At 68.4% G+C, this 13217-nt stretch carries 10 protein-coding genes; 4 read left to right on the forward strand and 6 right to left on the reverse strand.

Annotation, left to right across the window (positions count from 1 at the left end):
- Position 1: 1 nt before the first annotated feature.
- Positions 2-394, forward strand: a complete 393-nt coding sequence (locus ACIBVN_RS17920; RefSeq protein WP_397137571.1) for a RidA family protein — start codon at positions 2-4, stop codon at positions 392-394.
- 98 nt (positions 395-492) lie between these two features.
- Here the strand turns inward: ACIBVN_RS17920 and ACIBVN_RS17925 are convergent, their stop codons facing one another.
- The 4 genes from ACIBVN_RS17925 to ACIBVN_RS17940 form a co-directional block, all read right to left on the reverse strand.
- A complete protein-coding gene (locus ACIBVN_RS17925) occupies positions 493-2457 on the reverse strand; it encodes an endo-1,3-alpha-glucanase family glycosylhydrolase (protein WP_397137573.1) in 1965 nt (654 codons plus the stop codon).
- A gap of 151 nt (positions 2458-2608) precedes the next feature.
- Positions 2609-5842 carry a S8 family serine peptidase gene (locus tag ACIBVN_RS17930; protein WP_397137575.1) on the reverse strand — a complete coding sequence of 1078 codons (3234 nt, stop codon included), beginning with the start codon at positions 5840-5842 and terminating at the stop codon, positions 2609-2611.
- Between the two features lie 96 nt (positions 5843-5938).
- Positions 5939-6901, reverse strand: coding sequence for a CU044_5270 family protein (locus tag ACIBVN_RS17935; RefSeq protein WP_397137577.1), 963 nt, complete (start codon positions 6899-6901; stop codon positions 5939-5941).
- Positions 6898-7470, reverse strand: coding sequence for an RNA polymerase sigma factor (locus tag ACIBVN_RS17940; RefSeq protein ID WP_397137579.1), 573 nt, complete (start codon positions 7468-7470; stop codon positions 6898-6900). Before ACIBVN_RS17940 ends, ACIBVN_RS17935 begins: the two co-directional genes overlap by 4 nt.
- 390 nt (positions 7471-7860) lie before the next feature.
- Here ACIBVN_RS17940 and ACIBVN_RS17945 point away from each other — a divergent pair, with 390 nt between their 5' ends.
- Both ACIBVN_RS17945 and ACIBVN_RS17950 read left to right on the forward strand, forming a co-directional pair.
- Positions 7861-8436: a dienelactone hydrolase family protein gene (locus ACIBVN_RS17945; RefSeq protein WP_397137581.1), complete on the forward strand. Its 576-nt coding sequence runs from the start codon at positions 7861-7863 to the stop codon at positions 8434-8436.
- Between the two features lie 315 nt (positions 8437-8751).
- Entirely contained in the window at positions 8752-9528 is a 777-nt protein-coding gene (locus tag ACIBVN_RS17950) for an NDP-sugar synthase (RefSeq protein ID WP_397137583.1), read from the forward strand.
- 264 nt (positions 9529-9792) lie between these two features.
- Here ACIBVN_RS17950 and ACIBVN_RS17955 read toward each other — a convergent pair whose 3' ends face one another.
- Together ACIBVN_RS17955 and ACIBVN_RS17960 are read right to left on the reverse strand one after the other, a co-directional pair.
- Positions 9793-10275 carry a hypothetical protein gene (locus ACIBVN_RS17955; protein WP_397137585.1) on the reverse strand — a complete coding sequence of 161 codons (483 nt, stop codon included), beginning with the start codon at positions 10273-10275 and terminating at the stop codon, positions 9793-9795.
- A 71-nt stretch (positions 10276-10346) separates the two neighbouring features.
- Positions 10347-11750 carry a hypothetical protein gene (locus ACIBVN_RS17960; protein ID WP_397137587.1) on the reverse strand — a complete coding sequence of 468 codons (1404 nt, stop codon included), beginning with the start codon at positions 11748-11750 and terminating at the stop codon, positions 10347-10349.
- A 466-nt stretch (positions 11751-12216) separates the two neighbouring features.
- Between ACIBVN_RS17960 and ACIBVN_RS17965 the strand changes: the two genes are divergently transcribed.
- Positions 12217-13164, forward strand: a complete 948-nt coding sequence (locus tag ACIBVN_RS17965; RefSeq protein WP_397137588.1) for an NAD(+)/NADH kinase — start codon at positions 12217-12219, stop codon at positions 13162-13164.
- Positions 13165-13217: the final 53 nt, after the last annotated feature.

Here is a 13217-nt window from a genome sequence, read left to right on the forward strand (position 1 = left end):
AATGCCTCAGCACCATCTCCGGCCGGCAGGACTGCCTCCGGTCAACGGATACAGCCACGTGGTTGCGTTCGGCGGAAGGATGGCCGCCGTATCGGGTCAGCTCCCGCTCGACGCATCCGGGGAACTCGTCGGACAGGATGATCCGCGGGAACAGACCAGGCAGGTGTTCGAGAACCTTTCCACGGCCCTCACGGCCGTCGGCGCCGGAGTCCGGGACATCGTCAAGCTCACCATCTACCTCACCGATCTGGCGGACCTGGAGGCGTTCCGGCTGGTACGCGATGAGTACATCTCGCGGGAACACCCGCCGGCCAGTTCGCTCGTACGGGTCGGCGGCCTGGTGCATCCCGGGGCTCGCATCGAGATCGACGCCTTGGCCATGATCCCGGGTTGAGGAACGGCGGAGACGGGCGAGGTCCAGCGCGTCCCCGACCGTGCCGCCTACCCGCCGGATCCCCGTGGCGCCCGGCCCCGGGGATCCGGCGCGCCGCGTCAGCGTTCGCTGGAGGCCGCGCGGTAGTGCAGGTCCTGCACGTACGGCGTCGCGCTGATCGCGTACGGCGAGACCACCTTCGCCACCACGGCCGAGCTCCTGGTGACCGAGGCCGAAGCGGTGCCCGCCTTCAGCGGGAACGTCTTGGCGAACACCCCGGCGGGCGCGTCGTAGGTGTGCGTCGTGCCGCCGACCGTGACGGACACCTTGCCCGCCGCGGTCAGCATGGTGAGCACCTCGACGGTGTCGCGGGCCGCGGTGCTGCCGGCGCGCAGCTTCATGAGCTTGGTCTGCGCGTACTCCGTCGCGGCCGCGACCGGCTGGATCCGGTGGGTCAGGTACGCCGTGTCGTTGGTGATCCTCGGGCAGCCGAGCTTGTAGCAGGTCAGGTAATAGGCGTTGATGTCCAGATAGGTCCAGCCGGCGTTCCTGGAGGGGGCGAACTGGGTGTTCTCCGAGTAGTCGTTCCAGGTGGTGAGCTGCACCCACTCCGCCTTGCCGTCGATGGCCCCCTTCCAGGTGGCCCGCAGGTTCTCGGTGTTGCCCGCCTCGTCGAACACGCTCTGGTTGGGACGCTCGTCCTGGACGGACACCGGCTGCATCCAGATCTTGCCCATGCCGTGGGCGCGGTCGATGTTCGTCTTCAGGCCGGCGTTGGCCGCGGGGCTGCGGCTGCCCCAGTTCGAGAAGCCGTAGCTGATGGAGGCGAAGGCGTCGCGGTGCCTGTTGAAGTCGACGAACGTGGGCACCAGGGCGACCTTGATGTCGTGCTGCGTCTCCATGGTCTTCATCCAGTCCGACCACCAGGCGGCGGTGCGGCCTTCGGCCTTGAAGGGCGCGACGACGAGGCGGCCGTCGGCGAGCCGGTAGACGGACTTCGACGCGGCGAGCTTGGCCATGGCGGTGGCGAAGGCGGCGCTGTCCACCGAGGCCAGACCGTTCATGTCCGGCATGAGCACGATCTTGAAGCCGGGGTCCACGGCCTCGGCGGCCTTGACGAGGTTCTGCGCCCGCGTCCACTGCGCGCTGGTCACGGAGAGGATGTCGACGGTGAAGCCGTCCAGGCCCGCGGCGATGGCCTGCCTCACCTCGGTCTTGAGGTCGGCCAGCGCGTAGTCGCCCGTGATCGGGTCGCGTCCCAGCGGCCGGTCGCGCAGCAGCCCGCCGTAGGCGGCGTGCTTGCCGCTCTCGCCGTCCGGCTTGAGGTAGTTCCTGGCGAAGTAGTCCCCGGCGGGAGCCTGGTTGTCGAGGGAGATCGGATAGGGGGAGAAGTAGTGCGCGAACACCTTCTTGGCCGAGGCCCGCAGCGCCGCCGTGCCCGGCAGGGTGAAGGGCAGCGGCCCGTCGGTCTGCTCGTCCCCGGTACCCCCGGTGTCCCCGGTGTAGGTGACCGTGAGTTTCGGTCCCCGGTTCCCGGTCTCGCGTGAGGACATCAGGACGGTCGTGGTGGCGTCGGTCCCGGTGAGGGCGAACGCGTACGTGCCATCCCCCTTGACCGCCGAAGAGACGTCCAGCTTGGCCGTGGCGCCACTGGTGAAGCCGGTGTGCGAGTCGATGGCCGGCGCGCTCAGTGCCGGACGGGTGTTCCAGGTGGTGGCGGCCTCGGTCCAGGCGCCCGTGACCGGGCGGACGGCGACGGTGGTGTCCGTCGTTCTGGCCGAGACCACGTCCAGCGTGACCTTGACGTCCTCGGCGTCCTGCGGGATGCCGGTGACCTTGAAGCGGGTCAGGGCGGCGCGCTGCCCGGCGGTGGCGCTGCCGCACGCGGTGCCGCAGACGCTCATCCAGGTCGCCGTCGCGAAGCTCTTGGCCGGCTCGGCCTGGCTGACGAACACGTCCTCCGCCGCGGCGAACGTCACGCTGACGGGGGCGACGGCGGACGCCTGCGCCGGTGCGACCGCGGCGGTTGCCAGCGTGGCGGCGCTCGCCACGACCGCCCATAAGGTCCGATATCGGTTGACCATGAAACTCCCTTGGCTCACGATACGGCTCCGCCTTGGCGGAGCTGCCTTGCACGATCAAGGATGGATCACCTTCGAGGGCCGGATGCACGCTTTCGGGCCTGGGCGACGGCGCCCTGGGCGCCGGCCACTCCAACGGGTGATGGTTACCGGGTCACGACGGCCGGATCCGGTAGGCTCGTATGATCGTCTGCTCTGCCGTGCTGCCCGCCTGGTCCACCGCGCGTGCGCGCAGCGACACGAACCCGTCGCCGGCCGGGTGGCGCAGGATGGCCGCTGCCCCGTGGATCGCGGCCTTGGTCCAGGTGGCGCCGTCGTCGTAGGAGACCTCCACCGACAGCCGCCGCACGGGACGTGCGGTGCTCGCCTCCAGCGGCTGAACGATCACCGGCACCGTGAAGCGCCGCCCGGACGGGGCGGAGTTCTCGGCGTCGAGGGCGGGACTGAAGCGCACGACCGACACGGGCAGCCGCGTCGGTGTGTCGTCGGCCACGTGCCCGGACCGGAACGTCCACACGCCGGACACACGGGTGGACAGCGTCGCGGGTGTTCCGCGCTCGCTCTCGACGACGAGGCGGTAGGCGGCTTCCCGCGCGGGCACGGTGAAGTTCGTCCTGGTCTCCGGCTGTTCGCCGACGAGGGTGCCGTCACGGTAGAGGGCGGTGCGCTGCGTGGACCGGGTGGAGCTGCCGAGTGACCCTCTGCCGTCGCCGTACATGAGCAGGTCGGTCGAGATGACGTCGCCGGTGCGGCTGACGCCGTCGAGGTGCTCTGCGCCGGTCCAGGGCAGGGCGGGTGAGAAGACGCCGCGGTTCCACAGCTCCGTGTACGTCTTCCCGGACCGGTAGACCGCGAAGGGCGAGTCGAATCGGTTGAGCCGGCCGTCGGAGCCGTACTCGAACAGGAAGCGCTGCCAGCGGATGCCGTCGTCGGTGTTGACGTACTCGACCTGTTTGAACGGCGTGCTGAAGATGGTCGGCATCAGGAAGGCGAAGACGGCGCCGTCGCGCGGCCAGGCGCGGCTGTACGCGCGGGCCTCCGCGTCGGGCAGGTGGCGGGCGTAGTCGGTGTGGATGGCCGCCAGGTCGCGCTGGACCACGCGCCGCTCGAATCCGTTGACCATGCCTCCGGGGTGGAACCAGGCCAGGTGGTAGGCGTACGGGCTGCCGATCCGGGCGGCGGCCCATCGCCCGGCGACCTTGGTGCGCACGCCCGGATAGGCGCGGGCGGGGCCGAGCTGTGCGGTGAACGTGCCGTCGTAGGAGCCGCCGAGCCAGCCCCAGCTACGCGATGCCCCGTCGGCCAGCTGATACTGGTAGACGATCTCGGTCTGCAGCGAGACGGCGTCCGCGCGGGGAAGCGTCAGCGAGATCGGCCGGCCCAGCCGCGCGTCGGCCTCCACGGCCTGCGACCGGTCCAGGTCGAGTCCCGGGTGGACGAGGAGCGTCCTGCTCTGATCGTCGCGGATGGTGGTCCTGATCTGCCATCTGCCCTTGGGCAGTCGCAGGGTGACCGGTCCCTCGGGCGCTTCCAGATCGATCGGCACCTGGTCGGTGTCCAGCGGGTACAGCGTCGTGAAGCTCTGAGTGGCCGGCCGGCCGTTCCTGCCGGTGAACTTGAGCGTGAGGTCGTAGCTCTCGATCTCCTTGTCGACCCCGACCGGCGTGCTGACGGTCAGGCCACCGTCGCCGGAGGCGACGACGTGCCCGCTGAGGAGGCCGTCGGGGCCGCCGGCGCGGGTGTCGGAGATGACGACGGCCTCGGCCTGCCCGCCCGCGGGGACGGTCAGCGTGGCCGGCGAGACGCTGAAGGACTTGTCGCCGCGCACCTCCAGGCGGAGGGTCACCGGCTGCCGCTGGTGGTTGCGGTAGACGATCTGCTTGCTGGCCGGCTGGTCGTCGTCGTGCGGCCACGCCTGGCGCCCGAAGCCGAGACCGGGCGGCTCGGCGGTGACGGCCTGGCTCGTGCCGCGGTCGGCGTCGACGAGCCCCGCGCCCTGCGCGAAGACCCCGATGCCCGGCAGCGGCCGGGCGGTGCCCATGAGGGCCGCCTTGAGCAGGTCGCCCTTCCAGTCGGGGTGCGCCCCCGCCAGCAGCGCGGCGACGCCCGTGACGTGCGGGGCGGCCATGGAGGTGCCCGACATGGCGACGTAGGAGCCGTCGCCGGGGCTGTCCTTGCCGCGGGCCGCGGTGATGTCCACGCCGGGTGCGGTGATGTCCGGCTTGAGGCCGCCATCACCGGCGCGCGGCCCGCGGCTGGAGAATTCGGCCTGCTCGCCGGACTTGCTGACCGCGCCGACCGCCAGCGCCGCGTCGGCGGTGGCGGGCGAGATGAGCGTGCGATCGCGGCCGAAGTTGCCGGCCGCCGCCACGAACAGGGTGCCGTAGCGCTCGGTGAGCGTCTGCACGGCCTCCTCCAGCGGGTCGAGTCCGGGGGTGTCGGGGCCCCCGAGGCTCAGGTTGACGACTCTCGCGCCCTGCTCGGCCGCCCACTGCATGCCCGCCAGGATGGCCGAGTCCGAGCACCACTGCGACTCGCACACCTTGCCGTCAAGGAGCGTCACGCCGGGCGCGACGCCACGGTACGCGCCGCCTGAGGCGGCGCCGCTGCCCGCGATCGTGGAGGCCACATGCGTGCCGTGCCCGATCAGGTCGCGTTCGTCCTGGACCTCGGTGAAATCGGCCCGTGCCGTGACCCGGCCGGCGAGGTCGGGATGGGTCGCGTCGATCCCGGTGTCGAGCACAGCCACCTTGACGCCGGAGCCGGTGTGCCCGCGCTCCCACGCCTGCGGCGCGCCGACCTGCTTGACGCTCACGTCGAGCGAGATGCGCCGGCGCCCGTCGAGCCAGACCTTGCCCGTGCCGCCCGCGAGCGCCCGCCACGTCCGCGCGGCGTCGCTCCTGCGCTGCCGTACGGCGAAGCCCCGCACCGCGTTCAGCGACCTGAACCCGGTCATCGCGCGGACGGCCGGCGCGGGAGCGGAGGCCCCGGTCACGAGCAAGGGGAGCTCCTTGCGGCTGTCGTCGTATCCGAGCTCCAGCAGCCCGGTCACGTCGAACAGCCGGGGGTCCAGCCGCCCGGCGGCGACCAGCGGCGCGGCGTCGCCGGGTAAGACGCGCAGCCGCCCCTGCGCTTCGTCGGTGAGGAAGGTGACCTTCTCCCTGCCCTCGCCCGGCTCGACCGCCGCGCTCGTCGGGCCGGTCACCGTCACCTTGTCGCCGGTGACCAGCGTGACCGTCCGCGCGCCGGTCACCATCTGGTCGCCGGCCCCAGCGACCGCCTGTGGCGGTGCGGCCGGCTCCGCAACCGCTTGTGGCAGGACTGCCGGCTGGGCGATCATGGCCGCGGCGAGCACGGCGACACCGGCCCACCTTGTCGTTCTTTGCACTCAGCTCTCCGATCATCGGGGAAATGTCACTACCTAGTGGGCGATGATGTGCCGCCAACGCGCGCTCGCTGGAGAACAGCCGGGCGGGTCGGTGTTTCAGCCGCGGGCGGGGCCGGTTCGCTCTGGTTCGGGGACCACGGGAGGCAGCGTGTCGGTCCACTCCGAGACTCGGACCGTGGTCGTCCCCTCCTTGTAGATCTTGCCGTCCTTGCCGCTGCGGTAGCTGGAGCCGAGGACGAGCGAGGTCGCGGGGTCGATGATGACCTTCAGGTCCACGCCAAGGTCGGAGATCTGCAGGCCGTCGCCGGCGCGACCCAGGCCGTCCTTCATGGTGCCGATGCTCTTCACGATGGGAATCGTGGCCAGCGCACGGAAGGCCGCGGCACGGACCTCCGGTGAAGCCGGCAAGTCGCCCAGCAGACTGACCAGGGAATTGGCCACGAACCACTCGCGTGCGGCGGGATCCGCGTCACCATCGCCGTTGTCGACCTTGTCGGCGATCCACGCCTTCAGCGCCTCCGGATCGGTCGGCAACTGCTCGATCTGGGAGAAGCTGACGCGGTTGTCGGCCAAGAAGAACGTCTTGGGGCCCTTGGCCTCGTAGACGGTGTCGCCCTCGTCGGAGGGCACCCATGCCTGCCCGTCGCGCCTGACCCAGCTTTCGGAGGACTTGGTGGGAAGTGTCTTCTTTCCGGCGCGCACGCTGTGGTCGGCCTTGACATGCCAGTAGGTCCCTGAGCCGGGCCTGTTCTGCGCGGTGGAGGCGGCCGCGAGCAGGATCTGAGTGCTGGACAGCTGCGCCGGCACCGCCGACGCGCTGTGCGGCGTTCCGTCCGGCGATCCGGTGGTCACTGCCGCAGGCGTTCCGCTGGTGGTGACCACCACGGCCACCGCCGCCGCCGCGGCCGCCATCAGACCCATACCTCCGGTCAGCCAAACGAAGCCTCTGCGCCTCGGCCGTGCCTGGGCGTTTTGGAGCCGACGCCGCCCTTCGCGTACGACGGTGTCGGAGGGATCGGCCTTGTGCAGCATCTTGCTGACCATCTCCAGTTCGTTCATGGTTCGATGTCCTTCAGTTCGGCGCGGAGCTTCTTTCGGGCACGGCTGAGCCGGGAGCCGACGGTGCCGTATGAGATCCGCAGGCTCTGTGCGATCTCCTCGTGGCTGAGCTGGCCGAGCGCCATCAGCAGCAGCACGTCCCGCTCGCCTCGGGTCAGCTTCATCAGCGCCTTCGCCAGCTGAGGCTGCAGTCGTTGGGCGCTGACCGCGCTGACCACCCGGGTCTCGTGGCTGTCGGCATCCGGTTCCGCCCCCGCGCGGGCCAGGGCTCGGTAGTGGCGGGCCTCCTTACTGCGGTGCCGCGCCACGAGGTTGGTGGCGATCCCGAACAGCCAGGGCCGCAGGCCGCCACGCTTGGGGTCGAACTTCTCTCTTCTACGGAGAGCGATGAGGAAGGTCTCTGCGGCCAGGTCGTCAGCGGCCTGTACATCCAGCCGTCCGGCGATGTACCGGTAGATGTCTCGGAAGTGCCGGTCGTAGACGGCCGAGAAAACGGCGGGATCACGACCGGCCTGGGCGGCAAGCTGGGCATCTATGACGTCCTCGACCGCGCCGGGTCCAGGCGTCACGTGTGGGTCTCCGTCATGTGGGCACCTCTCGGGGTCGGCGACACTCACCTGAACTTCTTCCAACCGCCCGATCGCTTTCCCGCATGGTGCCGTACGGTCCGACGCTCACCGTGGCTCAGGTCTCCGGGCCGGCGGACCGGGATGGCGACTCGCGGTTCGCGAACTGCATCGCCGAACGGGCCTCTGCCACGGCAACGATGTGGCCCGGCTCAGCCCGCTGGGCCACGCCCACCTCAACTGCCTGGGCCGCTACGCGATCGCCTCCTCGGCGCCGGAGAAGGGCCTGCGGTCGCTCGGAGCGGCGGCGCTTTTGGCAGGTCGACGGGAAGGTCGATCAGCTCACTGTGTCCCAGGCACAGCCGGCTGCCCGGCGCTGGCTAAGCTGCGCGCATGGCACGGATTCTCCTCTTGCATTCGATGTACGGCCTGCGGCCCGCCGTTCACCAGGCCGCCGACAGGTTGCGGGCGGTCGGCCACGACGTGCACGTCCCCGACCTGTACGGCGGCCGGGTCGTGGACACGCCCGAGGAGGGCATCGCGATCAAGGAGGAGATCGGCCGGGACGAGCTGCTGAAGCGGGCGGTGGCCGCGGCCGCTCCGCTGTCCGCCGACGGCGGCCTGGTGTACGCGGGCTTCTCGCTGGGCGCGGCGCTCGCGCAAAACCTCGCCCTGGCCGACGAGCGGTCACGCGGGCTGCTGCTGATGCACGGCACCTCCGACATGGCCGACGGCGTCTCGGCCGACGACCTGCCTGTCCAGCTCCACGTCGCCGACCCCGACACCTACGAGCCCGTCGACTGGCTGAACGCCTGGTACATCCGGATGCGCGCGGCTCGGGCCGACGTGGAGGTCTTCCGCTACCCGGGGGTGGGTCACCTGTTCACCGACCCCGACCTGCCCGACTACAACGCCGAGGCCGCCGAGCACGCCTGGACGATCGCTCTCGACTTCCTCGCCGGCCTTTGACAAGTCCGCAAGGCCTGGAGCCACACGTGACGGCGGCCGGGGGAGCGCCTCGGACAGCTCGGCGGCTTCAGAAGCGGGTAGCGGCTGCACCCCGGCGGCGACAGTGCGCACGGTCCGGGACGTGATCACGAGCAGCCCCTACGTCGACCGGCCCACCCGGTACCGCTCTATCTACCGCCAGCGACGTCAGCCCGTACGACCTGGTGCGGATGCTGCAACGCGACGGCCATCCCACGGCGCTCGGCGAGGCGATCAGCGCCTACGGCAGGAGGCCGCCGATTCGGTGCCGGACTCGTCCGCGTCTAGATTGCGGACATGACTTTCGACGATCTCATTCCGTCCGCTGGTGAGTCGCCGCTGGTGTCGCGGCCGGTGACCCAGGCCGTAATCCTCGCCGGTGGTCAGGGGTCACGCCTGCGCCCCTACACCGACACCCGGCCCAAGCCGATGGTCGAGATCCCAGGCACCGGCCTTCCCATCATCGGCCACCAGTTGGAATGGCTGGCGGCGGAGGGAGTCACCGACGCCGTCATCTCCTGCGGCTACCTCTCCGAGGTGGTGCTCGACTGGCTGAGCACGGCACACCTGCCACTCAACGTGATCCCGGTGGTCGAGGCCGAAGCGCTCGGACGTGGTGGCGGGCTGAAGTTCGCCGCCGCCTCACTGCCCCGCCCAAGCGAGCCCTGGTACGCCACCAACGGCGACATTTGGACCCGCTTCAGTCTGCGCGCCATGGCGGACTTCCACCATGAGCGTGACGCCCATGCCACCCTCGCCCTGGCTCGCCCTCGACTCCCTTGGGGGACCGTCGACATCGACCGTTTCGGCAACGTCCTGGACTTCGTCGAGGCTCCGCCGTCGCCTTATCCGGTCAATGCCGGTGTCTACGTCTTCTCCGCCTCGTTCACCTCGATGCTCCCGGATCTCGGCGACCACGAGCGAAGCACGTTCCCCCGCCTCGCACGCCAGCGCCGCCTGGCGGGGTACGAGTTGCCGCAGGGGGTGTACTGGCGAGCCATCGACACGGCCAAGGATTTGAACGAGGCCGCCAAGGAACTGGCTGCCTTCCGGATGAAGGACACGACGTCCTGACGGTGCCGCGTCATGAACGGCAACGTGGCGCCTTACGGCGCTCGGCCGGCGTTGCCGCGGTCACCGAGGCGGTGCGGCACAACGTCGGCGCGCAGTGGCTTTACGGACTCGCCGAATTCAGGCGGGGTTGAGGTGTCCCCGTCCGCGTCGGGTGGTGGAGCAGCGGGTCCGTGGCCCTTGGTTTTCGGGGCTGCGGAAGCCGTAGGCGTCGCGGGCGGTGGTCTTGATGAACACACTCGACACGTGTGATCTCTGAGACACGGTCTAGCCGCCGACCGGCGTAAACGGATTCACTTCGAATATGGCAGAGCCGGCGACATCGGCAATGCAATTATTCGGCAGCTCCAGACCGGGAGGCGTTGATGCTTTCCAATCAACGTAACCTCCGGCGATTTTCACCTCTGCGTCCTCAAGAAGGATCGGCCCGTTGCCCGGCAGCTGAGCACCTCTCTTACCGCTTTTGATAAGAGGTTTTGTGCCCTGCGGCCAGACCGGAACGACTGCGGGGCTTGAGGGCGCCCCAGCAATGTGCTCGATGACAAGGCACTTGCTCGTTGGCTTGTAGACCAGTTTGCCTGTCAAAAGTGCTTGCATCCCAGACCTGGTGTGGTGATGAACCAAAATCAACGGATCGGAACCCTCGATAGTCACCCGATCAGGATTCGATCCGCTGTCGCCAGCACCACAACCAGCCATCGCGATAATGATCAGCGCATTGCTCGTGGCCACTTTGATGCGCTTCTTCATCTAGCTCCTAAATGTAGGACTGTGCGCGCGGAGCGGGATCGAGGCTCCGAACGCGCACAGTCGCCATATTCTCAGGTTCCCGGAGGTGCCGTCCACACTCCCCAGGACTGCCCGGTTGCGTTGAGAGCTGAGGCGATGGACGTCACCGGAGTGAAGCAGGAGTTGAACTCGACCCCTATCTCGCAGAGGCCGTGATGAATCCCCCATGCGGTGTTGTACTTGTACCATGGCCCGCCGCTGTCTCCGCCTACCGTCATGCTTCTGTCCATGACGACGAGATTGGCCGCGTTCGGGTATGATTGATCGACGGCCTTGACATTCCCGCACGCCGCATATTGTCGGGCGTGACCGTAGTTGCAAATATTCTGCCCTTGTGCGGGGTTGCTCCCTACATAGTACACGTATCGCGGCTGATTGTAGTCATAATAGAAGGTCCTGGTCAGCGTGAAGGTGCCGCGAGTCCAGGATCCGATGTCGATACTTGTTGAGCGTTTGACATGACTACTGGTGGTACAGCCGCCCTGCGTTGGATGATTGCAGTACGTCCTGCTCCCGGTGCCACAGTGAGCGGCGGTCGTAGTCAGGCGCGAGTTGGGGTCGCTCGGGAAGTTGCCATTGATGATATTGAAGCCTGTTGTGCAGCCGGACAGGTTGCCGCCGCCCCTCATGTAGCTGTCCTGGGGGATTGAAAGAGCTTGCCCGCTGAGGCGCACTCTGACGTTGATCTCGTCGTTCGAGGACTTTGTGGGCTGGAGCCGAGAGAGCAGAGCCTGTTGTTCTGCTCTGCCGTTAGGCATGGAGCGAGGCTTGACCGCGATCGTCACAATCCCAGAGTCAGTGTCATAGCTGCCACTGAGGGTTTCGACGAGGTCCTTCTTTGCGGCCACCTCAGCGAATGCCAGGTCGCGAGCCTGCTTCAGATCCGCCTGGGAGAATCCTTTGTTGCCTACCAGGTCGACAGCCACCGGCAGGGTCCTTGCGAGCTCGACGGCGTGCTCAGGAATCTTGCCCTTGAACCCGATTTGCGCTTTGAGCCCGTTTTCCAGGACCGAGAGACCGGAAACCTCTGAGGGGAATCGCTGTTGCAGCGCCGCGCCGATCTCATTGATGCGGGGCTGCCAGGCAATTCTTTCGATTGCCTCTTCGAAGGTCATGCCCTGGTCCCTGACGACGAGCTTCAGGTCCGCCAGCTCGCTCAGCCATAGATCGTCGATCTTGAGCTCAGGTTCGGCTGCGGGGTCTATTCCGTCGGCTTTTGCCCGGGCAGTTGCGCTGGGATTAGTGGCGACCGCGCGCGCTACGTACTCGTCGATTCCTTGAGCGAACGTCAGGCCCCGCTGAGCGGCCGAGCGCTTGATCGCATCCAGAGTTGGACGCTTCGGAACGGGCTGTGACTCTTTTGGCAGGGAAATAATTGTTCTATCGCCACTGGCGGCCGCTGACTCGGTTGCCAGAGCGGCTATGGTGGTCGGCATGACAATGAGTAGCGCGCCTAAAAGGTGCACTATATTTCGTCGTCGGCTCACGTACCGATTCCTCTCGCTGGAAGGAGTGACGCCCTTGCTGATGAGGCGTGCTCGGCTTGCCGGTTACCTGGGAGACTCGGCGCATGCCCCGATTGTCAGGGCCGGTAGTTCCCGAGAAACAGCCACACTTCCGCGGTGCAGGCTACTTACCCTTGTGGAGGTGCACGGAAGTCTTGTTCGACACAAGGACGATAAAACCGGCCCGAAGCATGGTCAATCCCCATTTCTTGACGTGACTGACTGATCACAGAGCTATGGATTCAGTGAGTCAGGTAAGGGGATTGCGAGGCCATTGTGCGAGCTGATGCAACGCGCCGCGATGCTCCACCGACGCCTGGTCCGGTCCTTCGCGCCGCCGGGACCGGCTCGGCGACTGGCACCTTGAGCAGGCAGCAAATTCGGGTAGGGGGCTTTCGTGAAGAACTCGTCAGGTCGGCCGCACCTCACGCTGGGGCTGGTGGTGCACCCGGATCGGTCCGTCCTGGACTCCGTACGGTTGATCACCCGGTACGCGCGGCGCACCGGGGCCGTCGTCATCGCCCACGGGGGCGACGCCGAGCGGGTGGGGCCGGAGGTCGTCACCGTCGCTCCCGAGGAGTTCGCCGACCGGGTGGACGTCGTGATCAGCCTCGGCGGCGACGGCACCATGCTGGGCGCGATGCGCCTGGTCGTCGGCCGTGATGCGCCGGTGCTCGGCGTCAACCACGGCCACCTGGGCTTCCTCATCGAGGTCAGCCCGTCGGAGTTGGAGCAGGCCCTCGACCGCCTGGCCGAGGGACGCTACACGCTCGAGCCGCACAGCTGCCTGGAGGCGGGCGACTTCACCGCGTTCAACGACATCGTGCTCGCCTCTGCCGAGCCGCTGTCGAGCCTGACACTCGACCTCGAGGTCAACGGGCTGCGGCACGGCTACTACCGGGGGGACGCGGTGATCGCCTGCACGCCTACGGGCTCGACGGCCTACAACTACGCCGCGGGCGGCCCGGTCATCTCGCCGTCCGCGCCGGCGGTCGCCCTCACCCCCGTCGCCCCGATGTCCGGCATCAGCCGCTCCGTCATCCTGGGCAAGGACGACCACATCGTCCTGCGCAACCCCCCCGAGAACGTGCCGCTGATCTTCTCCGTGGACGGCACGGCCGCCCACCCGCTCCAGCCGGGAGCCGACCTGTCCGTACGGCTGCGCACCGATGCCGTGGACGTCGTCCGGTTCGACGTCGGCACCCACCTGCAGCGCAACCGGGTCAAGCTCAGCCTGCTGGACCTGCCGCTCAGGCGGGACCAGCTCGTGGAGCTCATCCCCGAGCCGCTGCGCGAACAGGCCGAGCGCCTCCGCCAGTCTCGCCCGGCAGACTGGGCCGAGTAGACGCCGGCGGCTGTCCATCAAGCCGGGACGACCTGGCGACCGTGGGATGCGCG

The organism is Nonomuraea sp. NPDC049400 (genome assembly GCF_044466425.1).
Classification (GTDB): Bacteria; Actinomycetota; Actinomycetes; order Streptosporangiales; family Streptosporangiaceae; genus Nonomuraea.